Consider the following 25,560-nt stretch of genomic DNA (forward strand, 5'->3'; position numbering starts at 1 on the left):
TTTTTATCTCCTTCCAGATTTTCTCTTCTTTTCAAAAGCTTCCGTCCCTTTTTCATACGCCCACTTCTGCTTGTAATCCACCCACTTAGCCTTAAATAGTTTGCGAAGAAGCTTATCTGTATACCTCATGATAAAAACGTGATACAACATATTGGCAAATACACCGGGTTTATTCGGAAGTGCTCTGAGCGACATTGAAAAGCCCGGCTCCAGATACCGGTTGAAGTGCCAGAATGCTCCGGGAATGAAAAGGGCATCACCATGCTCCATGAAAATCTCGTAGCCTTTAGCACATTGTAAAGCCGGAAATTTTTCATAATCGGGGTTCTCATAATCGATATCATAAATGGTATGAACAGAAAGCGGTACCTTATATAAAAATGCAGACTGTTTCTGATCAAATAAAAGAATTCTTTTTTTTCCCTCGAAATGAATGTGAAGAAAATCTCCGAGATCCACATCGTAATGCATCAGTACATGGGCTTCACTTCCACCGAAAAAAAGCGTAGGAAGTCTTTTAAAGAATTTGATCCCAAGATCAGGATAGGTGAAGTTTTTCAGCAACTCAGGAAGCCTGTCCGTGATGATATAGAAAAAGATGCGAAGATCCGAAGGTCCGCTTTTGATCCTGTCTATATAATCCTTCATCTTCATATTTGTCACCGGTGCATCTGAACTTTTAGAAGCGTCAGCGGGCTTATTGTCGTACAGGGGTACATTCTGATCCCCTGCTTTTTTACGGATGTAGGCAAGATTCCATTGATCAAAGGCATCCCATCTGGCCGCAAAATTTTTAATCAAAAGGGGCTTATGTTTTTTGAAATAATTTTTCTGAAAATCTTCTTTACTGATATCTTGAACTACATCTACGTTTTCGAGGATCATCTTGTTTTGTTATTTAATGCAAAATAAAAATAGTATTTTTTTCAAATCTGTGAAAATTAAAAAATGGTATCGGGGACTTTGGAAGCCTGATTTAAACCACAAAAGTGACAAAAGTTTTTAAACACTTTAGTTATTTTAAGTAAAATGTATTGAGGATAAAAGTGCACTTAAGCTTGAAAAATCAAAGATTTTTCTAATTGAACCATTAAAGGAGAATTAAATTTTTAAGATCATTAAGAGAGCTTCGCTTTAAGGACTACAACTTAAAAAATCTTTAGATTTTCTGTTAACTTTTCTTACCATCTTCAATGCTCTTAATGTTTCAAAAAATGATTCGCAATCCAGAAATTTATGGCAAAAAGAAAACAAATCACAAAAGAAGCAATCGATTTTTAAGAAACTTGATGGTTTAGTCTCTTTCATCTTGCATAAGCCAATTCACGCTTTGCCTTTTTAAACTTATTTTAAGCTTTCCGATAAAGCAGAGCTGAAATGAAAAAATTATATTTGTAGGACTAAGCAAATTTATGAGAGCCTACAACACCAAGCATTTCCTGAAAATCCTTTTCAGCTTACATAAAAGTGATACTTTGAAAATCCTTTTTCCAAGCATGATTCTTGTGGGGTTATATTCAAGGGGTATTCAGTATTTAGAAGTAGAATATCTTCACCTGACGTCAAAATCAGGCGTAAGCAATGTAGGAATGATTCATTCTTTATTAGGTTTTGTACTTTCTTTATTGTTGGTTTTCAGGACCAATACGGCTTACGACCGATGGTGGGAAGGGAGAAAACTTTGGGGGAAACTGGTGAATGACACCCGAAATTTTGCAGTAAAAATCAATGCTATTCTAGGGGACGACCGCCAGAATGCAGAACAGATCTCAAGATATTTAAAATATTTCCCTCATTTTCTGGCCAAACATTTGTCTAAGGAATCAACGAGGCTGGCTCTGGATGAAGATTATTCTGAAATTGAAAAATCTCTTAAGCATCATGGTCCGAGTGAAATTGTGATTCTTTTGACGCATAAACTCACGCAGCTGAAAAAAGAAGGAAAGATTTCAGAGATCGAAATGTTGTATCTGGATACCCAGCTTTCAGGATTTCTGGATGTTTGTGGTGGTTGCGAGAGAATTAAAAACACCCCGATTCCCTATTCCTACTCTTCGTTTATCAAGAAATTTATTATTCTTTATGTTTTTGCTTTGCCTATTGCTTATGTTATCAACATCGGACTCTTCATGATTCCCTTAACGGTTTTTGTTTATTATGTATTGATGAGCCTGGAAATGATCGCAGAAGAAATTGAAGATCCATTTAATAATGATGAAAATGATATTCCAATGGAAATACTAGCGCAGAATATCGAGAAGAACGTTCATCAGATTATGGGCCTAAAAAAATAAAAATCAACCTTAAAGGTTGATTTCTTTTATTTCTCCGTCTTGTTTTATTTCGACAAATTTACTTTCTCTGTTGGCAGCAGAATATCCATAGAAAAAAGTCTGGTATATTGGGGATGAGTATAGATAGCCTCCATACGCATTATAAGAATCTGTTCTTCCGGTCTGCTGCTGGTAATTGCCTGTTGCCGTAAAATTCACGATGGTTTCAATATAATATTTTCCGGGTTTCAATTTTTCAAATTTAAACCTTCCGTACTCATCCGTTAAAGCTTCAACTCTGTATTTAAAAGCATCTTCAGACATATATACAGTAGTTTTCTTATTCTCGTACTTTCTTCTCATGCTGTAAAACTCATCGAAATAAGGCGTTACAGGAAAAAGCATCACGACGGTTCCCTTGGGAGCATAATGTTTTTCACCAAGCAAAGGTTTGATCCCGAATTTTCCTTTCTGTTTTGTAGAAGCCACTCCTTCAATCGTAGAATTTCCGAAACTCAGCATCTCACGGGCCAGCTTTTTATCAAAAAAAGCCTGCGGATAATAGGTGTTTTGAGCTTGAATAAATATAAAAGCGAGTACCAACAACAGTAAGGTGGATATTTTTTTCATGTTATATTTTTACTTCAAAAATAGCAAATTACTTATATTTGAAATAAAAAAATCTATGAAATACATTTTTCTGCTATTCATCGCTGCATCCTCGTTCGCAGCAGCACAAAAACCGTGCGGGTTTAAAGACGGTCTTCAGGAGGGATCATGTAAGGCCTTCTACGATAACGGACAGGTAAAACAGGTTCTAGAATGGAGAAAAGGAAAAGTGGATGGAGACGCTACTTATTATCATGAGAATGGAAAAATTCAGGCTAAGGGCGAGTACAAGAAAGATTTTAAAGTAAAAGAATGGGTTTATTATGACAAAAACGGTGTTGTTACATCTAAAGAAGTGTTCAGAAACGGCGATAAAAATATTTATGACAATAGCTTTACCGCTACTTTTTATACTCCTTCCGGCGTAGTATCGGAAATTTCTAATTATAAATTCGCTAAATTACATGGTGAAAGTAAAATTTTTTACGAAAACGGGAAGTCGGTAAAGCAGATCGGGCAATATGAAAACGGGCTTGCTGTAGGAAAATGGAAAGCCCTTTATCCGTCTGGAAAGGTACAGCGTGAAACGGAATTTGCCAACGATAAATGGAATGGAACCAGGGTTCATTACCGTGAAGACGGAAGCGTTGAAAAGACAGAAATATACAAAGACGGAAAATTAATCTCAACAAAATAAAACAATTGGTACAGAAATTAAAACTGGAAGAACTTAACAGAATCGATGTAGAAACATTCAAGAAGGTTGAGAAAATTCCATTGGTCATCATTTTAGATAATCTCAGAAGTATGCACAATGTGGGGGCATCTTTCAGGACAGCTGACGCTTTTCTGATTGAAAAAATCATTCTTTGCGGGATTACCCCTCAACCGCCGCACCGTGAAATCCATAAGGCAGCACTAGGCGCTACAGAAAGTGTAGACTGGAGCCACGAAAGTGATATCAATACAGCGATCAGCGATTATAAAAGCCGCGGATACGAGATGATAGGAATCGAACAAACGACTGACAGCGTGATGATCACCGATTTCAGCATCGACCCGTCAAAAAAATATGCTTTAATTTTAGGCAATGAAGTAGAAGGAATAAGTGATGAGGCCCTTCCCCATATTGACACATTTCTTGAAATTCCGCAATTGGGAACCAAACACTCTCTGAATGTAAGTGTATGCGGTGGAATTGTGATGTGGGAATTTGCAAAAGCCCTAAAATAAAAAAACTGCATATGTCCTTAAAAGACAGTGCAGTTTGAAATAAATCTAATAAAAAGTAAAAATGAAAGGCGACAAAGGTACTTTTTTTTTCTTTACAAACAAATTTTAACATCATTTTTTTTAATTTTCACGAAAAAAAGTGATGTTTTGGGAAAAAGTTTCATTTAATTTTTTATAAATTAGCACAATGTTTATCAAGGATTATATCTCAAAAGACTTTCCGTGTTTTAGCCTTACTGACTCAATAGAATCAGCAAGGAATACATTGGAGGATTTTGGATATTCCCATATTTTCATCAAAAAATCCCATCATTTCTACGGTGCTATCGCAGAAGATTTTCTTTATGAAGGAGATGGGACACTGAAGGATCTTGAACATCAGATCGAACGCTTTGCTATTCTGGAAGACAATAATATTATGGACAGCATTCGCCTGTTCTATACTTTTAATTCCAATGTAATTCCGGTGATCAATAAAAATGAAAAATACCTCGGGTATATCACCTGTGAGGATATTTTTCAGAATTTTTCCCGTTATCCCCTGTTTTCAGAAACCGGAGCTATCCTTACGATAGAAACACCGGCGAGAAAATATTCGATGACGGAGATCGCCAATATCGTGGAAAGCAATAATTCGAAATTCTATGGTGGATTTATCACCTCGATGTCTGATGAGATGATCCAGATAACCATCAAGATCAGCAATGAAAATCTATCCTCCATAGACGCTACTTTTGACCGGTATGATTACAGAATTGTTCAAAAATACTATTCTGATGAAAAATCAGATCTGTTTAATGACCGGTTCGGATTTTTCCAAAAATTCATAGAAATATAACATGAAGGCAGCCATATATTCTCAGAAAAAAGACCTCGATACTTTTTTATATTTAAGCAAGTTTATTTCAGAACTTGAAACCAGAGGCGTAAAATCTGTTCTGTACGATGAAATGGCTGAAGCACTTCAGTTCTCCAAGATATTTGAAACATTCAACAGCAAGCAGGATCTTCTTGATAAAGAGGTAGACCTATTCTTTACTTTTGGCGGAGACGGAACCATTGTGAATTCTCTGACCTTTATAGAAGATCTGGAAATCCCTATTGTAGGGGTAAATACAGGAAGATTAGGATTTCTGGCCAGTTTTACAAAGGAAGAAGCCTTCAAAGAACTTGATGCGATTTTAAAAGGGGATGTAAAAACAAGCCGTCGTGCCGTGATTGAAGTGGTTTCTCCAAAATCCGGTGACTTTTTCCCGTATGCACTGAATGATGTTACGGTATCCAGAAAAGAAACAACCTCCATGATTACGGTAGATTCATATATTAATGATGAATTTTTAAATGTTTTCTGGGGTGACGGGGTTATTGTTTCCACCCCTACAGGATCTACGGCGTATTCGTTAAGTTGCGGCGGACCGATCATTTCTCCAAACAACGAAAATTTTGTCATTACCCCTATCGCTCCTCATAACCTGAACGTGAGACCCTTAGTCGTCAATGACCGAGTGGAAATCAAGTTTAAAGTAGAAAGCAGAGTGCCCCAGTATTCTCTTTCGCTGGACTCCAGATTGGTACATATAGAAACCGACAAAGAGATTATCATCAAAAAGGCAAATTTCCAGATCCTTCTGGTACAGCCCAACCACTTAAGTTTCTACGAAACGATCCGTCAGAAGCTCCTTTGGGGAAGGGATAAAAGAAATTAGTAATTCCTCAAAAATGATTACCTTTACAGGAATTTTAAAAACGCCTAATAATTAAAATAAAAAGTATAACATGAGCAGAATTTTTCCGGCAGGAGTTGCCACAGGTCAATTAGTTACCGATATTTTTCAGTATGCTAAAGAAAACAAATTTGCACTTCCAGCAGTCAATGTAATTGGTTCAAGCAACGTCAATGCTGTTATGGAAACTGCAGCGAAATTAAACTCTCCTGTAATTATTCAGTTTTCAAACGGTGGAGCAGCTTTCAACGCAGGAAAAGGATTAAGCAATGATGGGCAGAAAGCGGCTATTTTAGGATCTATCGCCGGAGCAAAACATATTCATACTCTTGCAGAAGCTTACGGAGCTACTGTTATTTTACATACAGACCATTGTGCTAAGAAATTATTACCTTGGATCGACGGATTATTAGAGGCCAGCGAAGAGCATTACAAGCAGACCGGAAAGTCTCTTTATTCTTCTCATATGCTTGATCTTTCTGAAGAATCTTTAGAGGAAAATCTTGAAATTTCAGCTCAGTACTTCGAAAGAATGGCTAAAATGCAGATGACTCTTGAGGTGGAGATCGGTGTTACCGGTGGTGAAGAAGATGGAGTAGATAATTCTGATGTAGACAACTCTAAACTATACACTCAGCCGGAAGATATCGCGTATACTTACGAAAAATTAAAAGCGATTTCTGATAACTTTACCATTGCTGCCGCTTTCGGTAATGTACATGGAGTTTATAAGCCAGGAAATGTGGTTCTTACTCCAAAAATCCTTGACAACTCTCAGAAATTTGTTCAGGAAAAATTCGGAACAACTGAAAAGCCTATTAATTTCGTATTCCACGGAGGTTCTGGTTCTACTTTAGAGGAAATCAGAGAAGCAATCGACTACGGAGTGATCAAAATGAATATCGATACTGACCTTCAGTTTGCTTACACAGAAGGAATCAGAGATTATATGGTTAACAATATCGATTATTTAAGAGCGCAAATCGGAAACCCTGAGGGAGAAGAAAAACCTAACAAGAAATTCTACGATCCAAGAGCTTGGGTAAGAAAAGGTGAAGAAACTTTCTCTGCAAGACTGGTTAAAGCGTTTGAAGACTTAAATAACGTAAATACTTTAAAATAATTTTTTGTAAAAAGTAAAATGTATAAAGTACAGAGTAGATTGAATGCTTTTGTCTTTATACATTTTACCTTTTACATTATACATTAATACAGACAAAAAATGGCATTCGACTGGTTTAAAAGAAAAGCAAAAAACATTACCACCTCTACTGATGAAAAAAAGGATGTTCCCAAAGGTCTTTGGCATCAGACTCCATCAGGAAAAATAGTGGAGCATGATGAATTGAGAAGAAACAGCTACGTTTCTCCTGAAGACGGATTTCACGTGAGAATAGGAAGTGCAGAATTTTTTGAAATCCTTTTTGACGAAGGTAAGTTCACTGAACTGGATGCCCATGTGGAAAGTATTGATATCTTAAACTTCAAAGATACAAAGCCTTATAAAGACCGTTTAAAAGAAGTAAGAGCCAAAACAAAGCTTACAGACTCTATCAGAAATGCAGTAGGAACCGTAAAAGGAACTGAAATGGTCGTTTCTTGTATGGATTTTGCTTTTATCGGTGGATCTTTAGGCTCTGTAATGGGTGAAAAGATCAGAAGAGCGGTAGATTACTGTATCGCCAACAAACTTCCGTATATGATCATCTGTCAGTCCGGAGGGGCCAGAATGCAGGAAGCCACTTATTCTCTGATGCAGCTTGCTAAAGTACAGGCTAAACTTGCACAGCTTTCTGAAGCAGGCCTTCTGTACATCGCTTACCTTTGCGACCCTACTTTTGGAGGAATCACTGCTTCTTTTGCGATGACAGCCGATATTATTATGGCTGAGCCGGGAGCATTGATCGGGTTTGCAGGTCCTAGAGTTATCCGTGAAACCATCGGAAGAGATCTTCCGGAAGGGTTCCAGACCTCTGAATTCCTACAGGAAAAAGGATTTGTAGATTTTATCGTAAAAAGAACTGAAATTAAAGATACAGTAGCTAAAACAGTTAATTTATTAGCTGTTAACGCTTAAGATCTGTAACAAACACTATACAATCTCTCTCTAATTAGGGAGAGATTTTTATTTATGAGGACTTTCAAGATTTTTTTTAATACCATCCGAAGCATGAGCCTGAAAAAGATCATGCGTCTTTTATCATTGCTTCTACCCCATCCTCTTTTTGCATTAATGAGTTTTCATGCAACGGTACAGGCTTTTGCCATTGCTCAGAAAAAATTCCCAAAAACGGCCTCTAATAATGGTATTGGGAACGCTTTCAGGCACGCGCTGTGGTGTTGTTTCATCATGATGTACTGCTGTAAGGTATCTTCACCTGAAAAAGCACTGGATTTCTGTAAAAGAATAACAGATCTGCACGAGGAATTATTTCCCAATAAGCCTTTGGAAACCAAAATGGATCTCCATAACAACAAGATCGGCATGGACTATTTCATGGAGCTTCTACCTGGAATCCACCGCCAGTTTTTTGAGAAAAGCTTTTTTATTGACAGCCTCGCCAGGAAAATGGATGATGCCAAGGTTTTGAAAAACCTGGATGATGACTTTGAAGGGTATCTGGTTTATCTTGAAGAATAGTTTCCAGTATCCATCACAAAAGTCTTTTTCAAAATAAAACTTCAGAACTCTTAAAAAGGCTTTAATATAATTCTTTATAAAGAAGTACACATGGGATGAAAATCTAAGATTTTCACCAACTTAAGTGCTCTTATCAGGAGTATGATAGTAACTTTATAGAAACTTAAGGGTTTAAAAAACTTGTGCCTCTTTGTGGTTTAAAGTTTTTTTGATAAGTTTAACAATCTTAATTCAATAAAATGGTCCTCAGCAGAATTTGGTCGGCTTTCATTATCATCGCCATTGCCATTGCCAGTATTAAATACGTTTCGTCAGGCCACTACAAAACCATATTTAACGATATGGTGGTAGGAAAAGGCGGTGATACGGTTCAGATCGCTACACAGCCGATGAATGCGCTCACCCCGATTGTCAGGAACAGTCTGATGAAAAAAAATGATTTTGCAGACAGCAGGATTCATTATACAACAGATTCTTTAAAGCAAAATGTAAAAGTATATCGGGTTCAGGAATCAGACGGTGTGATCGGAACGTCCGAAACTGCCGTAAAAATCTGTATCGGCCTTATTGGAATCATGACCCTTTTCATGGGGTTCATGAGTATTGCTGAAAAAGCAGGCGGGATCAACCTTTTAAGCCGTTTTATCCAACCTTTTTTCTCAAAATTATTTCCTGATATTCCTAAAAACCATCCGGCTTTCGGGCACATGCTGATGAACTTCAGCGCCAATCTTCTGGGACTGGACAATGCCGCTACTCCATTTGGTTTAAAAGCGATGGAAAGTCTACAAACGTTAAATCCCAATAAAGACACTGCCAGCAATTCACAGATTATGTTTCTGTGTCTTCATGCAGGTGGAATGACCTTGATTCCGGTTTCTATAATTGCCATCCGGGCTTCGATGGGTTCAAAAACGCCGACTGATATTTTTCTTCCTTGTATGATCGCAACATTTGCAGCCACTTTAGCTGCCATGATTGTTGTTTCTTTATACCAAAAAATAAATTTACTAAAACCTGTTGTTTTGGCTTATGTAGGAGGAATTTCAGCCATTATTGCCTTATTGGTTTTATATCTGGTTCAGCTGAGTAAAGACGAATTGGATGATTTCAGTAAAGTTTTAAGTAACGGCCTGATTCTCTTTATCTTTTTAGCGATCGTTCTTGGTGCGGTTTATAAGAAAATTAATGTCTTTGATGCTTTTATTGAAGGTGCAAAAGAAGGTTTCACAACCTGTGTGAAGATTATTCCATATTTGGTTGGAATGTTGATTGCTATTTCTCTGCTAAGAACTTCCGGAGTTTTTGACGTTATTATTGACGGAATGAAATGGGTTGCCTATCATGCCAATCTGGATGCAAGATTTGTAGACGGACTTCCTACTGCTTTAATCAAACCATTATCAGGTTCAGGAGCCCGTGGAATGATGGTGGATACTATGACCACTTTCGGAGCTGACAGTTTCCAGGGAAAATTAGCCGCGGTTCTTCAGGGGAGTTCAGATACGACGTTTTATGTCATTGCGGTTTATTTTGGCGCCGTAGCCGTAAAGAATACAAGATATACAGTTGTTGCCATGCTTCTGGCCGATTTAGTAGGGGTTATTACTTCGATTGTACTGGCGTATTTGTTTTTTGCTTAATTTGTTGTCAGTTGTTGGTTACTGGATTTCTTGTTTCCAACCGACTGTATCTATGATTTATTAAAAAAAACACTTATGAGCTACCTAAAACTTGACATTTATACTATTGCTTTTGACCTGTTTATTGAGACTCATCAGCTTTCATTGAAATTACCAAAATACGAATTATATGAGTTGGGAAGCCAACTAAGGAGATCTGCAGATTCTGTAGTGACCAATATTGCTGAGGGTTATGGCAGGAAAATTTATAAAGGAGATTTCATCAGATTTCTGATTTATTCACAGGCAAGTTGTGACGAAACAGTAAGCCATTTATCCAAAATAATAAGACTTTATCCAGACCTGACCCCAGATTTAAAGGATAAAACAGAACAATATCAACGCTTAGGAGGAAAAATAAATAATTTTATAAAATACGTCCAGTTAAGCTGGCGAACATAAACTACAAAACCAGCAACTAGCAACTAGCAACTAGCAACTAGCAACTAGCAACTAGCAACTAGCAACTAGCAACTAGCAACTAGCAAAGTAAACTAAATAAACTCAATTATGATCACAGATAAAGAATTCACCTTAAGATTAATACGTCAGTTAAGTCAGGCATTAGAAAAACTGATCTTAGACAAGCCTGAAGAAAGTTTAATGCAGAAAGAATTAGATTTTGAGTCTTTGATGAAAGATATTTTCAAATTTGATTTTACTACCCTTTCCTCAAAAACAAAAGAAGAAACTATAGAGATCGTTAATGAAAGGCAGGAAAGAGATCACAAAGACTACTATGAAATGCTGGGCAACTTATTCTACTTTAAAGGCAGAGGAGAAAAAAATAATGAGTTTTTAGACAAAGCAAAAACGTTCTACGAATTGTATCTGCAGACCAGTGGTATTTTCGCACTACCGGTGATCAACAGAATTAATGAAATAAAAAAAGCACTTGAATAAAGTGCTTGTATTTTAGAATGTAATTTTATAAGTTCCGGTGGAGGATGTACTTGCTTTCTCCGCTTTTACATATTTCTTGACCCAGGATACTCCGGTAGAAGAAATACAGGGATCTGATGTGCCTCCTGATCTTCTTGCTGAGACTACATTTCCAGCTTTATCCACCGTATAGGAAATCGTGATGGTTCCGCTTGCCGTACAGCTATTGCTGGGCTGTGCACCGCCTCTTCCCATGGTTCCGGGGATATACCCTATCAGCTTTCTGTCGATTCCTACTTTACTATCTCCGTTTCCGTCTCCACCTAAAGGATCTCCTGCGTTTCCGATTCCCTCGCCTGTTCCCTGGCTTCCGGCTTTTGTTCCTCTACCTCTGATCAGATTTCCGATGGCTGCAGTTCCTTTTCCGTCACCGTTGCCTGTTTTAGAGTTGGCTGTTGCCGCACCTGATTTTTTAGTATTCTTGGAGGCACTTGAACTTGTAGCGACTTTATGATCTGTTTTTTTAGATTCTTCTTTTTTAGGAACGCTTACTTTTGAATTGTTTCCGGTAATCACCTTTTCTTTAACTTCTGTTTTCTTAGGTTCCGGTGCCGGCTCAGGCTTTATAACCGTTTTCGTTTCGGGAACTGGCGTTTCAGCAGGTTCAGGAGTGACTTCTTCTGTAGCCGCCGCTAAACTTCCGGGCTGGTCTGCAGGTTCTTCAATGCCCTTTCCGTTTCTGTTGTCGCCGAAATTCACAAGCATTGTCGTAATCACCTCATCGGGTTGTTTATCCAGCTCCGGCTTTAATTTATAAAGAAAAACAAAAAGCAAAATTCCAGACCAAATAAGGATAGAAAGTACTGCGCTTTTTATCCTGTCTCTGTTTTGCTCGCTTTTGTTTACTGTGTAACTTTTCATTTTAAATGATTCTTTCCGGCTCTTTCGGAGGCATTATTTATCTTTAACTGTTGCAATGGCAATATTAAATTTATTCTTTTCCGCGATTTCCATGGCAAAGACCACATCTTTATGCATGGTATTTTCATCTGCACGAATAGTAAACGATGGATTGGCCTGGCCAGTTAATTTACTTACAATCAGTGGTTCCAGCTGTTCTCTGGTCACCGGACTGTCATCTACAAAATAAGACCCATCAGGTTTGATGCTCACCGTCAAAGGATTGGGAATATTATCTTCTACCGCACCTGCTTTGGGAAGCTTTACATCAATCGCACTTTGATTGGCGGCTGATGAAGTGATCATAAAGAAGATCAGCATCAGCAAGATAACATCGGTCATCGCAGCTAAACTGAATTCGGGATTCGCTTTATTTCTTCTTTGAATTTTCATCTGTTTACTTTTACTTTTTTAATGGTCAGATGGAATTGCTCAATCCCTTAGTATTTGAAAATAGTCTGGTAAGCAATTTCATAAGAAAGATCTATAAAGGTTTGTTGATAAGGTCTAAGAATTCTCCGGACATATTCTGTGCTTTTAATACAAACCTGTCAATTCTGGTTAATAGGATATTGTAGAAAAAGTTAGCCGGAATTGCTACAGCCAAACCTACCGCCGTCTGTCCCAACGCCGTATAAATACCTTCAGACAATGTTTTCGGAGAGAATGAGCCTGTTGCATGAGAAAGGTTAAAGAAGGCAATAATCATCCCGATAACCGTTCCCAGAAGTCCCAACATCGGGGCGATACTTGGTACTACCGCTAAAAGGTTAAGATTCTTTTCCATATTGGCCACCTCTACCTGAGCCTGAGATTCCATTGCACTGACAATGTCCGAAACAGGGCGTCCCAACCTTGAAATTCCTTTTTCCAAAATTCTTCCTTCGGGAGAGTTTTGTTTTTTAGCGTAATCTGCTGCTGATTCTATGTTTCCTTCTCTGATAAAATCTTCAATATTCTCCATGAAATTGGCATCTGTTTTTGAAGTCAGCCTTTTGATAAAGAAAAAACGTTCAAAAAACAGGTACAGTGAAAACACACCTAAAGCTAGAACGACAAACATCACTATTTTAGCGAAAGCCCCTCCATGAAACATGATTTTCCAAAATGAAAATTCTAAATCGTCTGTTGCCACTGCAGGAGCAGTAATCTGTGCAAATAAAATCTGAGTAAGTTCCGTTAACAGCATTAATGTGAATTTTTATAAAATTTTAACGACAAATGTAGTGGAATATTATGAATTGCTCTCTTAAAAATTGCTTAAAAACAACTTAAAGTTTGTTATGATTTAGAAGACAGCAAATATCTTTCCAAAAGAAATTTTGAAAAGATATTCGATATAAAAAGGATGAGAAAACGACTAGTCTTCGTCTATATTGATAGCATCCTGCTTAAATTCGCATTTTAAACGGAATGGAATCGGTGTATCTGACCCCGTATAGAAATCATCAATCGTTCCTTTCCAGATGACCTGAAGCTCGCCTTCCTCGTTTGTCTCAAACAGGAGCTCATTATCATAGATAAAAGCATCCTCGTCATCGAATAAATCAACTTCGGTGTAGGTTTCTTCCTCAGAATCATTAATCTTGATCAATTTTCCTTCGATGTCCTTCGAATCGATAGGGAAATCAAAAATTTCAAGTGAAAGCTGCGGAAAGTTGTACTGTAATGAATCATCATCTACATGATCCAAACTGTCATCCGTTAAAATTTCAACTTCTAAAAAATGCTGTTGATTGCTGTAGACCGCCTTACAATAAGTGTTTCTAATATTGTATTTTAGGGTCTCCTCCGGATGGTAAATTTTTAAAATCCCTTTCATTATTTCTTAAAAAAGAGCTGTAATACTATGATTGTTAAATGTTATGGACAAAGATAAAAAATTGATTCAAAGTTGAAAATATTTTGAAAATTATTTTTTTAAATCATTATGATTGATTATTCCGTATAAGCCAATAATACTTACTTTTGCTGCATAAAGATTCTGAAAATGAAAAACATTTTATCAAAAGGTATTTTAGGACTGGGACTGGTCATCTGCCTCACAGCCTGTAAAAAATCTGATTCTCCGCTGACTAAGGTAACGCCCACGAATATGGATTCTATTGCCTCCAACTATTATGAGCAGTATCTGAAATTGTATCCACTGGAAGCGACTTCTCAGGGAGATACACGATATAATGACCAGCTTCCCATCAATATTGATAAAGATTTTATTTCGGGAGAGGTCGCATTTTACAACTCTGTACAAAAACAGCTGGAAAGCGTTAATTATAAAGACCTTACAGACGATGATAAAGTGGTTTATGATGTGCTGGATTATACTTTAAAAGATAAAATTGAAGCGTATGCTTATCATCCTGAATATATCCCTTTTACCCAGTTTGGAGGACTTCCTCTGAATTTCCCTCTGTATGGAAGCGGAGAAGGAAGGCAGCCTTTTAAAACAGAAAAAGACTACAGCGACTGGCTGAAAAGAATGGAAAAATTCCCGGAATGGATGAACGCCGCCACAGAAAATTTCCGTGAAGGAATTAATAACAAGATCGTTCTTCCTAAGAAACTGGTGGTAAAAATGATCCCTCAAATGCGAGCAGAAGAGATCACGACCTCCGATATGGACAAAAATATCTTCTACGGACCGATAAAAAATTTCCCTAAAAGCTTTACAAAAGCTCAAAAAGATAAATATTCGGCGCTTTACGCAGATGCCATTAGCAAAAAGATTATTCCTGCTTATACTAAAATGGGGGTGTTTCTTGAGAAAGAATACTTGCCTAAATCCAGAGACACAGACGGCTACAATAGTCTTCCGAATGGAAATGAAATTTACAGATATTATACCAAAAGCTGGACAACAACTAAGAAATCGCCCGAAGAAATCAATAAAATCGGGCAACAGCAAGTGGCTATGCTTCGGGCAGAAATGGAAAAAGTAAAGCAGCAGGTTGGCTTTTCGGGAACTCTGGAAGAATTTATCAATTTTGTAAAAACAGATCCTAAAGCGATGCCTTACAAAACGTCTAAGGAGGTTCTGAATGGATTCAACATTATTCTAGCCAAGATTACCCCTAAGCTGAAAACAATGTTCAGCGTAACTCCAAAAACTAAATTTGAGATCAGACAGACAGAAAAATTCAGGGAGGCCAGTGCCAGTGCAGAATATATTCAGGGAACACCGGATGGAAAAAGACCGGGAATATTTTACATCCCGCTTCCTGATCCTTCAAAGTTTAACGTAACTTCCGGAATGGAATCTCTTTTCCTTCACGAAGCTATTCCGGGACATCATTATCAGGTTTCTCTTCAACAGGAGAACACAAAGCTCCCTAAATTCATGAGGTTCGGATGGTTCGGAGCTTATGGAGAGGGCTGGGCGCATTATTGTGAGACCTTAGGACCAGAGTTCGGGCTTTATACAGATCCGTATCAGAAAATGGGGTATTTGAGCGATCAGATGCTGAGAGCGGTAAGGTTGGTTGTGGACACCGGAATTCATACGGGAACGATGACCAGAGAGGAAGCGATCCAATATTTCCTGAGCAATATTTCTTATGATGAAGCCGGCGCGACTGCAGAGGTGGAAAGATACATGGCAATGCCGGGACAAGCTTTAGGCTACAAAATCGGATCTCTGAGAATCCGTGAACTGAGAGAAAAATATCAGAAAGAGCTTGGCAGTAAGTTTAAGCTGGCCAGCTTCCATGATGAGATTCTGAGTCAGGGATGTCTTCCACTTGATGTTTTAAACAGAAAGATGGAACTCTGGGCTAAAAAGCAGCAATAGCATTATTTTAAAAGATAAAAACCGAAGATGGGATCATTAGTTTTAATGTCCCATTTTTTTATTTAATTTTGAGTCATCTCCCAAAAGGAAATTCTTATTAATACAAGCAAATTAAAATGATTATAGAAAGCCTGAGATCTCTCTACAGCAGAGATTTAAACAAATTAAAAAGCGAAATAGAGTCTTATCAGAATGAAAGTTCTCTTTGGAAAACGGATGGAAATATTTCCAACTCAGCAGGCAACCTTTGCCTCCATTTGGTGGGAAACCTCAACAATTTTGTAGGCACGGAGCTTGGAAATACCGGCTATATCAGAAACAGGGAACTTGAATTTTCATTAAAAGACATTCCCAGATCTGAACTTATTGAAAAGATAGAAGCAACAACAGCCACGGTAGATGATGTTCTTAAAGGACTGACACAGGAAGATCTTGAAAAAGAATATCCTCTGGTTGTTTTTGAAAGTAAAATGACCACAGGATATTTCCTGATTCACCTCATCACGCATCTGGATTATCATTTGGGGCAGATTAATTATCATAGAAGATTATTGGATATTTGATGATCTTCATTACCTACCCCGTCTTTTTGCTGCGCAAAAATCCACCCCTTCAGTGAAGGGGAATTAATGCACAATAAAACTATTTTTCAAACATCATTTTTGTAAGAAAGTCTTTCTCTCCTTTTCCTCTAGCTGGCGAATACTCTCTTCCATAGAAAATGATCTGCAAATGAAGCTTGTTCCAAACTTCTTCAGGAAATATTGCCTTAGCATCTTTTTCTGTTTCTACAACGTTTTTCCCTGAAGTAAGTTTCCATTGCGTCATCAGTCTGTGAATATGTGTATCGACCGGAAAGGCAGGAAATCCGAAGGCCTGACTCATCACAACGGAAGCCGTCTTATGGCCTACTCCCGGAAGTGCTTCCAGTTCTTCGTAGGTCTGAGGAACGATACCCTCATGTCTTTCCAGTAAAAGCTCAGCCATTCTTTTAAGGTTTTTAGCTTTTGTATTAGACAAACCTATCTCTTTGATGAGTTCTTTAATTTCAAACTCTTCCAGTCTGGCCATCCTTTGCGGGGTTCCGGCCACCTCAAAAAGATAAGGAGTGACCTGATTCACTTTTTTGTCGGTCGTCTGTGCAGAAAGGGCTACTGCAACCATTAAGGTGTAAGGGTCCGAATGATCTAAGGGAATGGGTACGGTAGGATATAATTTTTCCAATTCTTTCTGAACGAGTTCAGCTCTTTGCTTTTTTGTCATTTAACCGTTAAATTTGAACAAAATTAAATCATTATGTTGAAAGTTGGAGATAAATTACCTGAATTTGAAGGAACAAATCAGGACGGGGACATCGTATCCTCATCAAAATTAATCGGAGAGAAATTAGTCGTTTTCTTTTATCCTCAAGCGAGTACCCCTACCTGTACCGTGGAAGCATGTAACCTGAGCGACAATTACTCAAAGCTTAAAAAAGAAGGCTTTCAATTGCTTGGAATAAGTGGAGACGGGATCAAGAAGCAGAAAAATTTCCACAGCAAATTTGCTTTTCCTTATGATCTTATTGCCGACGAAAAACACGATGTCATTGAGAAATTCGGTGTCTGGCAGGAAAAAAAGACGTTTGGAAAAACGTATATGGGAATTGTAAGAACAACGTTTATCTTTGATGAAAACGGAATTTGTACGAGAGTTATAGAAAAGGTGACATCAAAAACGGCGGCTGAGCAGATTTTGGAGGGATAAAACTTGAATTTTATTTATTGGTTTCATTAATAGCTTATGAATGAATACAAACCTCGGCCTAAAATGGAATTGATTCTAATTAAAGAACAAATTTAACAATCAAACTGTTAAGTTTGTTTTTTTTTGAATAAATATCAGAACATCTGATGGATTATGCTATATTTGATAAAAACATTAATATCATAATCAATATGAAAAAAATACTATTTTCTGGCCTGATGCTTATCGGGCTATGTGCCAAAGCACAAATCAGTTTAACGGCAAGTGCCGGAACACCAGCAGCAACCTATACTACCCTGAAAGATGCATTTGATGCTATAAACACAGGAACACACCAGGGAAACATTAATCTCAGCATTACTGCAAGTACTACAGAAACAGCGACTGCAGTTCTAAATGCTGTCACCACCTACTCTTCTATACTAATCAAACCTACCGTAACAGCGACTATAGGTGGTGCTATTGCTTCGAATCCTGTGGTCCGTATTTTAGGCTCCAACGTTACTATTGATGGATCTACTGCTGCCGGAGGAACGACAAGAGATCTTACCTTCAGCAATACTTCAGCAACCAGCCCCTCTGTATTTTTTATGGGATCTGCAACGAGCTCTGCTCCGCTGGCTAATGTAACAGTCAAAAATGCTGTCTTTTTAAATACCAGCAATCTAACCACCAATTTCGTAGTGGCTAACGGAACAACAACTGCAGGATACTTCAATAATATTACAATACAAAACAATGATATCAGAGCCGGATATAACGGTCTGTTTGTCATTGCAGATGCAACAGCAGCAGGAAATGGAAATAATTTGTTAATCAGCGGTAATACTGTCAATACCAATATTGCTCAAAATGGAATCTACGTGGCCGGAGTGGGCGGAACTTCTACCGTCAGCAATAATACAGTAGGAGTAATCCGTTCAAGCTCAGGAACTTCCACTACACCGGCAGCTTCTGTAGGTATAAATCTTGGTACGGGTACAAATAATGCTTCTATATTTAGCAATACCATCAGTGTAAAAAACACAGCTACTTCCGGAGTTAGCTATGCATCAGGAATTTACGTTACCCCGGGTGCTTCCAATATATCAACTAAAATATACGGTAATACGATTTCAGAAGTAAGCGGAGTTCTGACTTATATAAACAGTAATGGAATATATATGGGCGGTGCGACACCCAATGTAAGCATCTATTCCAATAAAATATCAGGTCTTAAAAACAATAATACAACAGGAACTCCAATGCAGGGAATCCTCTTGGGTTCCTCTTCCACAGCGGCCAATAGCATCATATACAACAATGTAATTTCCGATATTCAGGCAAGTGGCGCGGCTCAGGTCCTTGGAATTTATGCTTATTCAGGAGCAGGATATAAAGTCTACAACAACACCGTTAACCTTAATACAGCCAACGCTGAAACGGGATTGACTGCTGCTATGTATGTTTTTGGGACCAATATTACTGCTGCAGGCGCTTTGGATATCAGAAACAATATTTTTGCTAATACCAGAACAAGCGGAAGCCGATATTCAATTTATTCCACTGCAGCCAGTTCAGTATTCGCCAATATCAATTATAATAATTATTATAGCACCGGAACAGCTTTAGGCTTTATTGGAGGCTCTGACAAAACTACATTGGCGGACATCCAAACCGGCTTCGGAGGTAATGTGAATTCACTCAATATAGCGCCTGTTTTTGTAAGTGCTACAGATCTTCATTTAAAATCAAATTCCAATGCAGGACTCGACAATAAAGGAATGGCTTTGGCTGAAGTAACAGTAGATTTCAGTGGTGTTACAAGAGGTGCAGTACCAGATATGGGAGCATATGAATTTACCTATGCTGCTTTGGCTGTATCAGATGTGAATGCAGATCACATTAAAATGTCTGTTTATCCAAATCCATTTACTGATGTTCTGAAAATTTCAGATGTGAAAGGAATAAAAACGATTCAGATCAGTGATATTTCAGGAAGAAGTTTAAAAACACTTGTTCCTTCTGCAGAAATTGATCTTAGAGATCTGAAAACGGGATTGTATATCGTCTCTTTCCTTTTTGAAAACGGTTCAACAAAAGCTGTTAAAGTAATTAAAAAGTAGTTGTTTTTATCTATAAAGAGATCAGCGGCCCGATGGGCCGCTGATCTCTATTTTATGATGCTGTAAAATTGTGTTATTACTCTGTTTCGTAATACATGAGCTCTTCCTCATCATCGGGAAGCGTAACATAATTTTTAAATGAAAGTCCTAGTTTTTTAATAAGATTTTGGGAAGAAAAATTATCTTTTGTCGTAATGGCAGAAATTTTATTTAAGCCAAATAGATCCATTCCGATAGACTTTACCTTCTGAGCCGCTTCAAATGCATAGCCTTTGCCTTCAAATTCTTCCAGCAGTGAAAACCCAATATCCGCTACATCCAGACCTTCTCTCTCAAAGATTCCTACTGCTCCTATTTTTTCACCTTTATCTTTTGTTACCAAGAGATAGTTTCCAAAACCCAATCGATCAAATTGAGGAAGAAACCTGTTTTTGATATAGTTTTCTGCATCGGAAATGGTATTTATTCCACGGTTTCCGATGTATTTGATGAATTTTGGCCTGTTATAAAGTTCAAATATAAACTCCTGGTCATCCACTGATATCTTTTGGATAATCAGTCTTTCCGTTTCATAAACGTTATTTTCGTTGGGTCGATTTTTTAGGCTCATTCTTGGGTTCTTCTTTTTTCTGGATTTTTAAAAGCCTCGGATTATTGGCGCACTTTTTATTATACAATTCAATATAAGTTCCATTATCTTTTATCTGGGAGATCACCCCTGAAGACTTGTTGACCGTAAGGGCAAAATGAGTTTTCTGGTAAGGACATTCTTTTGAGGTAAGTTTTCCCATATCGAGATAATAATTGGCAGAATCTTCATAATAATTCCCTGCAATATTTTTGAATTCCTCATCAACCATATAGCCTTCAGTAGTCAAAATGATAGCGGCTTCCTCTGCATTGTCAATTTTTCCGACAAACTTCTTAAGACCTTCAAGATCCGTAACATAATTCACCTTTCCTCCGGTGAAATAAGCAATATAATAAAAACTGTCTTCACTGGGAAACAGATTAAATCCCGAAAACTGAGGGGTATACTCTTTTTTATCACCCGATGTTCTGATCTCCTGGTTTTTTCCATAGCTGTTATAAACCAGTACCCATGAATCTATCCGGTCGTTGGGAATGATTTGCTGTAAAATATTCGGGATATTGGAAAAGTTTTTCTTATCCTGAGAATATCCAAAGAATCCCAAAAGAAGAAACAGAAGAACAATTGATCGTATAGCAGTTTTTATCATAATTAAAAAATCAGCATAAAGATACCCATTATTTTACATGAATTTATCTCCTTTCTTGAAACTTTTCAGGTCAAGAACATAGTCTTTGATCAGCTGATCGTTGTCTCTGGGGCAGATCAGTAGTGCCTTATCCGTGTCTACAATAATAAAATCTTCAAGCCCGTCAATGATCACGGCCTTGTTATTATTCTTCATTCGGATAATATTTCTCTTAGAATTATAGTTGAGGAAATGCTTGAGTCTTACCGCATTTCCATCTTTATCTTTTTCAGTATTTTCATACACGGACGTCCATGTTCCAAGGTCACTCCACCCCAGATCTGAAGGAATTACATATACATTTTTAGCCTTTTCCAGAATTCCGTTGTCGATGGATATCTTCTGAACTTTAGGATAAATGGTTTCAATACAGCTGTCTTCTTTTTCAGAATTATATTCACAAGCCATAAAGTGCTGCATCATTTCAGGAAGATACAGCTCGAATGCATGATGAATACTTTTCACATTCCAGATAAATATTCCTGCATTCCAAAGGAAATCTCCGCTTTCTAAAAAGCTCTGTGCAATCTCAAGAATGGGTTTTTCCGTAAAGGTTTTTACTTTAAAATAATCTGAACTCTTTTTTTCTACAAACTGAATGTACCCATATCCCGTATCAGGCCTTGTAGGCGTAATTCCAAGAGTAAGCAGATAATCATGTTTTGCAGCCAGGTCAAAGGCAAGCTCTACTTTTTCGAGAAATATGTCTTCTTTTAAGATCAAATGATCTGCCGGAAGCACAATCATCGTCGCATCAGGATTAATTTCAGCAATTTTGTTGGCCATGTACAGATTACAGGCCGCTGTATTTTTCATCAGAGGTTCTCCCACAATATTTTCTTCAGGAATTTCCGGAAGCTGCTGATGGGAAAGCGCAACGTATTCTTTATTCGTGATCACGAATATCTGTTCTTTAGGAATGATCCGACTGATTCTGTCATAAGTCTGCTGAATCATAGTACGCCCTGTTCCTAAAATATCCTGAAACTGTTTTGGAAATTTCTGTGTACTCATGGGCCAGAACCGACTCCCGATTCCTCCTGCCATGATAACACAGTATCTATCTGATTTTAACATTCTTGCCTACATTTTTCAACCCTTGCCAGAGGCTTGAAAGAATACTTTCTTCCCGTAGCCAGGTTCTTACAAAGATAGTTTTTTTTAATCAGACCTTCTAATAAATACTTTTCGTTCCGGTACATAAAAAATTCCCCTTTTTGAAGTTCTTCAATAAAGAGCAACCTATCATCTTGTTTTTCAGTATGAAAATATCTTACAAGATCCGGGCTGGCCATAAAATTGGCTTTTGGAGATTTTGAAAACCTGACAATAATAGGCCTTAGATCATCATCATATACTTCAAGACTTTCAAGAAGCATGTTTCTGAAAGTTTCCTTCCACTCTATTCCGTGGGGTGATATTCTTCGTCCATATTTTTCAAAGGCGATCAAATGAGCCAGTTCATGGGTTAAGACGAAGAAAAAAAGCGGTGGAGTCAAAGTAGAATTCACCGTTATTTCATGCGATTTATCCGGAAGTTTTCTATAATCTCCCAATTTAGAATTTCTGCTGCGCGTCACTTTTATGTGAATAAAATAATCTGCAAACCAAACCTTTAAGTATTTAAGTGTATTTTGAGGTAAATATTTTTCTAATGATTGGATAGGCATTTTACAAAGCTAATGGAATTCCTGCATAGAAGTTCAGTAATTTAAGACTGAAAAGATAATTGTATTTTGCTTGTGCCACAGACCCCTGTGCGTTTGCATAATTATTCCTGGCGACATTCACATCGTAAATCGTCGTTCTTCCTGCTGTATAACTTTTATCTGCAAACTCTAGAGCCAATTTTGTGCTTTTCTCTGTTTCAACAGCTGAAAGGAAAGTCTCAAAATTGGCGTCTACGTCAAATTGTGCTTTCTGTACATTCTGTCTTACGGTCTGTTTTTGTTGCTCCAGAGTGATTTTGGCGACACTTTCATTTATTTTAGACTGTTCTACCTGCAGCCTGGTAATTCCTTTATTGAAAATAGGAACGTTAAGTGAAATGCTGGCCTGCTGACCAAAATTATCTTTATACTGTCCGAATAAATTTCTTTCCAATACAAGATTTCCTGCAGAATCAATTCCTGTGGTATTGGTCGTTAAAAGATTATTATAAAAACTTCCTATTCCCACACTTCCCGTAAGCGTAGGCCAGAAAGCCGTTTTGCTCACTTCTGTTTGTGCTATTGCAGAATTAATCCTGCTTTCTGCAGCTTTTACCTGAGGCTGGTTTTCAAAAGCTGTGGTAAGAACTTCATCCACTGATTTTAATTGAGGTTGCAGTTGATCCGGCACTTCGACATACTCCACATCAAAATCCTTATAATCAGGAAGCTGTAAAAGCTGTGCCATGGCAAAAAGGCTTCTCCCGACATTAATTTCAGCAGTCTTAAGATTTTGCTTTTCTCTGGCCAATGCCGCTTCCGCTTCCGCCAAAATAGTTTGGGCTGTAGTACCGACCTGCGTTGTAATTTTTGCTCTGTCGTATTGCTTCTGGGCATTCTCCACAGCACTTTCCGAAATCTTAACAATTTCTCTGTTCAGAAGGGTGGTAAGATATTGCTGGGCAATCTGCAGGGAAATATCATTTTTAATCGTTTCTACATCATATTGGCTGGCTTCAACATCAAACTGGGTTTTTCTGATTGTTTTCTCCAGTCTCCCATTATTGTACAGTAAAATATCTGCTCCCAGATTAGCACTGTTGCTGAATCTGTCGTTCCTTAAACTTCCTGTTCCAAATGAGGTTTGCCCAAAACTTACGCTGTTCGACATACTTCCGGATACTGAAGGCAGGTATTGATTTTTTGCTATTTTAAGGTTGGAATCCTGGATCTGTTTAGAATATTGATTTTGGATAACCTGAAGATTATGCTCCACGGCATAGTCTACACATTCTCTTAAGGACCATTTCTTCTGAGCGCTTAGTCCCAGATAACTTAATCCAAAAACGATAATCCAAACTTTTTTCATATTAATAATTTTCAATATTAGACGAACCAAATATAAAAAAGTTACAGTTTTAATAATTAATATTTTATTTTAAAAAAACTTTTGTGAATTTTGCACCATGACAAACGGACAATATCAGGAAGCTGTAGACTGGCTTTTCGTACAGGCTCCCAACTATCAGATCGATGGCCTGAAGGCCTATAAACCTGGATTAGAAAATATTACAAAGTTGTGTGATTTTTTTGGAAATCCCCAGGAAAAAATAAAATGCATCCACATCGGTGGCACAAACGGCAAAGGATCTTCCAGCAATATGCTAGCCTCAGTACTGCAGGAGGCAGGTTATAAAGTAGGCTTATACAATTCCCCTCACCTTATTGACTTCACGGAGCGCATCAAGGTAAATGGTAAAAACTGTGATAAAGAGTTTGTTTTTCATTTTATTCAGAAACTTAAGACTCTTCCCGAAGACATCCTGCCCTCGTTTTTTGAATTTACAACGATCATGGCTTTTGAATATTTCTATCAGCAGCAGGTAGATTTTGCCATCATTGAAGTGGGGCTTGGCGGAAGACTTGATTCAACGAATATTATTAAGCCTCTGGTTGCAGCCATTACGAATGTACAGCTGGACCACCAGAATATTTTAGGAGATACTATTGAAGAAATCGCCGCAGAAAAAGCAGGAATTATAAAACCTCACATTCCCGTCATTTCAGGAGAAGAAACTGATCTGGTCAAGAATATCATCAGACAAAAAGCTGAGAGGGAAAATGCGCCTTTTATAGACGCCACAGCGATACAATCTGAGCTTGCCTCCGATCTTAAAGGAAACTATCAGAAGAAAAACATCCGTTTGGTTCTTGCGTTGATCAGTGAATTAAAAAAATTAAACATTCCCGTTTCTGAGGAAAATATTGAAAAAGGACTGCTTCATGTTCATCAAAACACAGGCTTTATTGGCCGATGGTTTGAGTTTTCCAAAGATCCGCTTACCATTTGTGATACGGGGCACAATCAGGCCGGACTGGAGTATGTATTTTCGCAATTGAATTCTATTGACAGGCACAAGCATGTCATTCTGGGATTTGTAAATGACAAAAAAATAGATGAAGTCATGGCTCTTCTTCCGGAAAATTCTGACTTTTATTTTGCAAAACCTGTAATCAATAGGGGAAGACACCCGGAAGACTATGAAAATCTGCTGCAGGAGGCAAAAATTTTTTACAAAATTTTCGATTCGGTACAGGAAGCGTATCTTTCTGCAAAACAACAATGTACAAATGAAGAAATGATTTTTATCGGCGGAAGTAATTTTGTTGTGGGAGAATTTTTAGAAAAAAATTTGGAGATTTCTGAATAAGTCGTATATTTGCACCACTCTAAACAAGGAAACAAGTATAGGGGCTCTTAGCTCAGTTGGTTCAGAGCATCTGGTTTACACCCAGAGGGTCGGGGGTTCGAATCCCTCAGGGCCCACACAAAGGTAACTGAAGCCTTTCAAAAAAAGTTCAGGGCTCTTAGCTCAGTTGGTTCAGAGCATCTGGTTTACACCCAGAGGGTCGGGGGTTCGAATCCCTCAGGGCCCACAAAATCTCTCAGGAAACTGGGAGATTTTTTTATTTCCAGATATTCTTTACC

At 37.8% G+C, this 25,560-nt stretch carries 28 protein-coding genes and 2 tRNA genes; 18 read left to right on the forward strand and 12 right to left on the reverse strand.

Annotation, left to right across the window (positions count from 1 at the left end; translation table 11 throughout):
• Positions 1-3 precede the first annotated feature (3 nt).
• Entirely contained in the window at positions 4-885 is an 882-nt protein-coding gene (locus tag BW964_RS12720; RefSeq protein ID WP_076507674.1) for a cupin-like domain-containing protein, read from the reverse strand.
• 527 nt (positions 886-1,412) lie between these two features.
• On the opposite strand from BW964_RS12720, the gene BW964_RS12725 reads away from it, so the two are divergent.
• Positions 1,413-2,294, forward strand: a complete 882-nt coding sequence (locus BW964_RS12725) for a bestrophin family protein (RefSeq protein ID WP_076507675.1) — start codon at positions 1,413-1,415, stop codon at positions 2,292-2,294.
• A 9-nt stretch (positions 2,295-2,303) separates the two neighbouring features.
• On the opposite strand, the gene BW964_RS12730 is transcribed toward BW964_RS12725, so the two are convergent.
• Complete coding sequence (locus BW964_RS12730; protein ID WP_076507677.1) at positions 2,304-2,903, reverse strand: hypothetical protein; 600 nt, start codon at positions 2,901-2,903, stop codon at positions 2,304-2,306.
• Between the two features lie 55 nt (positions 2,904-2,958).
• Here BW964_RS12730 and BW964_RS12735 point away from each other — a divergent pair, with 55 nt between their 5' ends.
• The 10 genes from BW964_RS12735 to BW964_RS12780 all read left to right on the forward strand — a co-directional run bounded on the left by BW964_RS12735 (position 2,959) and on the right by BW964_RS12780 (position 11,065).
• Positions 2,959-3,579 carry a toxin-antitoxin system YwqK family antitoxin gene (locus BW964_RS12735; RefSeq protein ID WP_076507942.1) on the forward strand — a complete coding sequence of 207 codons (621 nt, stop codon included), beginning with the start codon at positions 2,959-2,961 and terminating at the stop codon, positions 3,577-3,579.
• Positions 3,580-3,584: 5 nt separating this feature from the next.
• Complete coding sequence (locus tag BW964_RS12740) at positions 3,585-4,115, forward strand: RNA methyltransferase (RefSeq protein ID WP_076507679.1); 531 nt, start codon at positions 3,585-3,587, stop codon at positions 4,113-4,115.
• 187 nt (positions 4,116-4,302) lie between these two features.
• Positions 4,303-4,953, forward strand: coding sequence for a CBS domain-containing protein (locus BW964_RS12745; protein ID WP_076507680.1), 651 nt, complete (start codon positions 4,303-4,305; stop codon positions 4,951-4,953).
• A 1-nt stretch (position 4,954) separates the two neighbouring features.
• Positions 4,955-5,821 carry an NAD kinase gene (locus tag BW964_RS12750; RefSeq protein WP_076507682.1) on the forward strand — a complete coding sequence of 289 codons (867 nt, stop codon included), beginning with the start codon at positions 4,955-4,957 and terminating at the stop codon, positions 5,819-5,821.
• A 70-nt stretch (positions 5,822-5,891) separates the two neighbouring features.
• Positions 5,892-6,962 carry a class II fructose-bisphosphate aldolase gene (fbaA, locus tag BW964_RS12755; protein ID WP_076507684.1) on the forward strand — a complete coding sequence of 357 codons (1,071 nt, stop codon included), beginning with the start codon at positions 5,892-5,894 and terminating at the stop codon, positions 6,960-6,962.
• A 99-nt stretch (positions 6,963-7,061) separates the two neighbouring features.
• The gene (gene accD, locus BW964_RS12760) at positions 7,062-7,916 is read left to right on the forward strand and encodes an acetyl-CoA carboxylase, carboxyltransferase subunit beta (RefSeq protein WP_076507686.1); all 855 of its coding nucleotides are present in this window, start codon (positions 7,062-7,064) and stop codon (positions 7,914-7,916) included.
• 54 nt (positions 7,917-7,970) lie between these two features.
• Positions 7,971-8,480: a DUF6973 domain-containing protein gene (locus BW964_RS12765; protein WP_076507688.1), complete on the forward strand. Its 510-nt coding sequence runs from the start codon at positions 7,971-7,973 to the stop codon at positions 8,478-8,480.
• A gap of 239 nt (positions 8,481-8,719) precedes the next feature.
• Entirely contained in the window at positions 8,720-10,123 is a 1,404-nt protein-coding gene (locus BW964_RS12770) for a nucleoside recognition domain-containing protein (RefSeq protein ID WP_076507689.1), read from the forward strand.
• A gap of 75 nt (positions 10,124-10,198) precedes the next feature.
• Positions 10,199-10,564 carry a four helix bundle protein gene (locus tag BW964_RS12775; RefSeq protein WP_076507944.1) on the forward strand — a complete coding sequence of 122 codons (366 nt, stop codon included), beginning with the start codon at positions 10,199-10,201 and terminating at the stop codon, positions 10,562-10,564.
• Between the two features lie 108 nt (positions 10,565-10,672).
• Entirely contained in the window at positions 10,673-11,065 is a 393-nt protein-coding gene (locus BW964_RS12780; RefSeq protein WP_076507691.1) for a hypothetical protein, read from the forward strand.
• Between the two features lie 12 nt (positions 11,066-11,077).
• Here BW964_RS12780 and BW964_RS12785 read toward each other — a convergent pair whose 3' ends face one another.
• The 4 genes from BW964_RS12785 to BW964_RS12800 form a co-directional block, all read right to left on the reverse strand.
• Complete coding sequence (locus BW964_RS12785; RefSeq protein ID WP_076507692.1) at positions 11,078-11,965, reverse strand: energy transducer TonB; 888 nt, start codon at positions 11,963-11,965, stop codon at positions 11,078-11,080.
• A gap of 33 nt (positions 11,966-11,998) precedes the next feature.
• Entirely contained in the window at positions 11,999-12,397 is a 399-nt protein-coding gene (locus tag BW964_RS12790; RefSeq protein ID WP_076507694.1) for an ExbD/TolR family protein, read from the reverse strand.
• 91 nt (positions 12,398-12,488) lie between these two features.
• Positions 12,489-13,193, reverse strand: a complete 705-nt coding sequence (locus tag BW964_RS12795; protein WP_076507696.1) for a MotA/TolQ/ExbB proton channel family protein — start codon at positions 13,191-13,193, stop codon at positions 12,489-12,491.
• A 171-nt stretch (positions 13,194-13,364) separates the two neighbouring features.
• Positions 13,365-13,826 (reverse strand): hypothetical protein, encoded by a 462-nt coding sequence (locus BW964_RS12800; protein WP_076507697.1) that lies wholly within the window; start codon positions 13,824-13,826, stop codon positions 13,365-13,367.
• A gap of 168 nt (positions 13,827-13,994) precedes the next feature.
• On the opposite strand from BW964_RS12800, the gene BW964_RS12805 reads away from it, so the two are divergent.
• Together BW964_RS12805 and BW964_RS12810 are read left to right on the forward strand one after the other, a co-directional pair.
• A complete protein-coding gene (locus BW964_RS12805) occupies positions 13,995-15,791 on the forward strand; it encodes a DUF885 domain-containing protein (RefSeq protein WP_076507699.1) in 1,797 nt (598 codons plus the stop codon).
• 116 nt (positions 15,792-15,907) lie between these two features.
• Positions 15,908-16,354, forward strand: a complete 447-nt coding sequence (locus BW964_RS12810; protein ID WP_076507700.1) for a DinB family protein — start codon at positions 15,908-15,910, stop codon at positions 16,352-16,354.
• Between the two features lie 79 nt (positions 16,355-16,433).
• On the opposite strand, the gene BW964_RS12815 is transcribed toward BW964_RS12810, so the two are convergent.
• Complete coding sequence (locus tag BW964_RS12815; RefSeq protein WP_076507702.1) at positions 16,434-17,054, reverse strand: endonuclease III domain-containing protein; 621 nt, start codon at positions 17,052-17,054, stop codon at positions 16,434-16,436.
• A gap of 33 nt (positions 17,055-17,087) precedes the next feature.
• Between BW964_RS12815 and bcp the strand changes: the two genes are divergently transcribed.
• Positions 17,088-17,537 (forward strand): thioredoxin-dependent thiol peroxidase, encoded by a 450-nt coding sequence (gene bcp, locus BW964_RS12820; RefSeq protein ID WP_076507703.1) that lies wholly within the window; start codon positions 17,088-17,090, stop codon positions 17,535-17,537.
• A 191-nt stretch (positions 17,538-17,728) separates the two neighbouring features.
• Entirely contained in the window at positions 17,729-19,642 is a 1,914-nt protein-coding gene (locus BW964_RS12825) for a T9SS type A sorting domain-containing protein (RefSeq protein WP_123911958.1), read from the forward strand.
• 76 nt (positions 19,643-19,718) lie between these two features.
• On the opposite strand, the gene BW964_RS12830 is transcribed toward BW964_RS12825, so the two are convergent.
• From BW964_RS12830 to BW964_RS12850, 5 genes are read right to left on the reverse strand one after another with little or no spacing between them, the layout of a single operon-like run.
• Positions 19,719-20,252, reverse strand: a complete 534-nt coding sequence (locus BW964_RS12830) for a GNAT family N-acetyltransferase (RefSeq protein ID WP_076507706.1) — start codon at positions 20,250-20,252, stop codon at positions 19,719-19,721.
• Positions 20,221-20,883, reverse strand: coding sequence for a hypothetical protein (locus tag BW964_RS12835; RefSeq protein ID WP_076507708.1), 663 nt, complete (start codon positions 20,881-20,883; stop codon positions 20,221-20,223). The genes BW964_RS12830 and BW964_RS12835 overlap by 32 nt, the downstream gene beginning before the upstream one ends.
• A 33-nt stretch (positions 20,884-20,916) precedes the next feature.
• Entirely contained in the window at positions 20,917-21,999 is a 1,083-nt protein-coding gene (locus tag BW964_RS12840) for a mannose-1-phosphate guanylyltransferase (protein WP_228432012.1), read from the reverse strand.
• On the reverse strand, positions 21,993-22,592 hold the full coding sequence (locus tag BW964_RS12845) for a SprT-like domain-containing protein (RefSeq protein WP_076507709.1): 600 nt from the start codon (positions 22,590-22,592) through the stop codon (positions 21,993-21,995). The genes BW964_RS12840 and BW964_RS12845 overlap by 7 nt, the downstream gene beginning before the upstream one ends.
• Before the next feature lies 1 nt (position 22,593).
• Positions 22,594-23,940, reverse strand: coding sequence for a TolC family protein (locus tag BW964_RS12850; protein ID WP_076507711.1), 1,347 nt, complete (start codon positions 23,938-23,940; stop codon positions 22,594-22,596).
• Between the two features lie 97 nt (positions 23,941-24,037).
• Between BW964_RS12850 and BW964_RS12855 the strand changes: the two genes are divergently transcribed.
• From BW964_RS12855 to BW964_RS12865, 3 genes are all read left to right on the forward strand, one after another.
• Positions 24,038-25,282: a bifunctional folylpolyglutamate synthase/dihydrofolate synthase gene (locus BW964_RS12855; RefSeq protein ID WP_076507712.1), complete on the forward strand. Its 1,245-nt coding sequence runs from the start codon at positions 24,038-24,040 to the stop codon at positions 25,280-25,282.
• 41 nt (positions 25,283-25,323) lie between these two features.
• Positions 25,324-25,398 (forward strand) — tRNA-Val (locus tag BW964_RS12860).
• Between the two features lie 35 nt (positions 25,399-25,433).
• Positions 25,434-25,508: transfer RNA gene (locus tag BW964_RS12865), tRNA-Val, on the forward strand.
• The last annotated feature ends 52 nt before the right edge of the window (positions 25,509-25,560 follow it).

The organism is Chryseobacterium shigense, from assembly GCF_900156575.1.
Lineage (GTDB): Bacteria > Bacteroidota > Bacteroidia > Flavobacteriales > Weeksellaceae > Chryseobacterium > Chryseobacterium shigense.

Bases quoted from the DNA above. Each gene is read 5' to 3' on its own strand.
- BW964_RS12855 (WP_076507712.1), top strand. From the start codon at position 24,038: ATGACAAACGGACAATATCAGGAAGCTGTAGACTGGCTTTTCGTACAG.
- BW964_RS12780 (WP_076507691.1), top strand. From the start codon at position 10,673: ATGATCACAGATAAAGAATTCACCTTAAGATTAATACGTCAGTTAAGT.
- BW964_RS12790 (WP_076507694.1), bottom strand. From the start codon at position 12,397: ATGAAAATTCAAAGAAGAAATAAAGCGAATCCCGAATTCAGTTTAGCT.
- BW964_RS12825 (WP_123911958.1), top strand. From the start codon at position 17,729: ATGAAAAAAATACTATTTTCTGGCCTGATGCTTATCGGGCTATGTGCC.
- BW964_RS12810 (WP_076507700.1), top strand. From the start codon at position 15,908: ATGATTATAGAAAGCCTGAGATCTCTCTACAGCAGAGATTTAAACAAA.
- accD (WP_076507686.1), top strand. From the start codon at position 7,062: ATGGCATTCGACTGGTTTAAAAGAAAAGCAAAAAACATTACCACCTCT.
- BW964_RS12815 (WP_076507702.1), bottom strand. From the start codon at position 17,054: ATGACAAAAAAGCAAAGAGCTGAACTCGTTCAGAAAGAATTGGAAAAA.
- BW964_RS12725 (WP_076507675.1), top strand. From the start codon at position 1,413: ATGAGAGCCTACAACACCAAGCATTTCCTGAAAATCCTTTTCAGCTTA.
- fbaA (WP_076507684.1), top strand. From the start codon at position 5,892: ATGAGCAGAATTTTTCCGGCAGGAGTTGCCACAGGTCAATTAGTTACC.
- BW964_RS12805 (WP_076507699.1), top strand. From the start codon at position 13,995: ATGAAAAACATTTTATCAAAAGGTATTTTAGGACTGGGACTGGTCATC.
- BW964_RS12775 (WP_076507944.1), top strand. From the start codon at position 10,199: ATGAGCTACCTAAAACTTGACATTTATACTATTGCTTTTGACCTGTTT.
- BW964_RS12800 (WP_076507697.1), bottom strand. From the start codon at position 13,826: ATGAAAGGGATTTTAAAAATTTACCATCCGGAGGAGACCCTAAAATAC.
- BW964_RS12785 (WP_076507692.1), bottom strand. From the start codon at position 11,965: ATGAAAAGTTACACAGTAAACAAAAGCGAGCAAAACAGAGACAGGATA.
- BW964_RS12720 (WP_076507674.1), bottom strand. From the start codon at position 885: ATGATCCTCGAAAACGTAGATGTAGTTCAAGATATCAGTAAAGAAGAT.
- BW964_RS12795 (WP_076507696.1), bottom strand. From the start codon at position 13,193: ATGCTGTTAACGGAACTTACTCAGATTTTATTTGCACAGATTACTGCT.
- BW964_RS12735 (WP_076507942.1), top strand. From the start codon at position 2,959: ATGAAATACATTTTTCTGCTATTCATCGCTGCATCCTCGTTCGCAGCA.
- BW964_RS12845 (WP_076507709.1), bottom strand. From the start codon at position 22,592: ATGCCTATCCAATCATTAGAAAAATATTTACCTCAAAATACACTTAAA.
- BW964_RS12770 (WP_076507689.1), top strand. From the start codon at position 8,720: ATGGTCCTCAGCAGAATTTGGTCGGCTTTCATTATCATCGCCATTGCC.
- BW964_RS12830 (WP_076507706.1), bottom strand. From the start codon at position 20,252: ATGAGCCTAAAAAATCGACCCAACGAAAATAACGTTTATGAAACGGAA.
- BW964_RS12745 (WP_076507680.1), top strand. From the start codon at position 4,303: ATGTTTATCAAGGATTATATCTCAAAAGACTTTCCGTGTTTTAGCCTT.
- BW964_RS12750 (WP_076507682.1), top strand. From the start codon at position 4,955: ATGAAGGCAGCCATATATTCTCAGAAAAAAGACCTCGATACTTTTTTA.
- BW964_RS12850 (WP_076507711.1), bottom strand. From the start codon at position 23,940: ATGAAAAAAGTTTGGATTATCGTTTTTGGATTAAGTTATCTGGGACTA.
- BW964_RS12765 (WP_076507688.1), top strand. From the start codon at position 7,971: ATGAGGACTTTCAAGATTTTTTTTAATACCATCCGAAGCATGAGCCTG.
- BW964_RS12835 (WP_076507708.1), bottom strand. From the start codon at position 20,883: ATGATAAAAACTGCTATACGATCAATTGTTCTTCTGTTTCTTCTTTTG.
- BW964_RS12730 (WP_076507677.1), bottom strand. From the start codon at position 2,903: ATGAAAAAAATATCCACCTTACTGTTGTTGGTACTCGCTTTTATATTT.
- bcp (WP_076507703.1), top strand. From the start codon at position 17,088: ATGTTGAAAGTTGGAGATAAATTACCTGAATTTGAAGGAACAAATCAG.
- BW964_RS12840 (WP_228432012.1), bottom strand. From the start codon at position 21,999: ATGTTAAAATCAGATAGATACTGTGTTATCATGGCAGGAGGAATCGGG.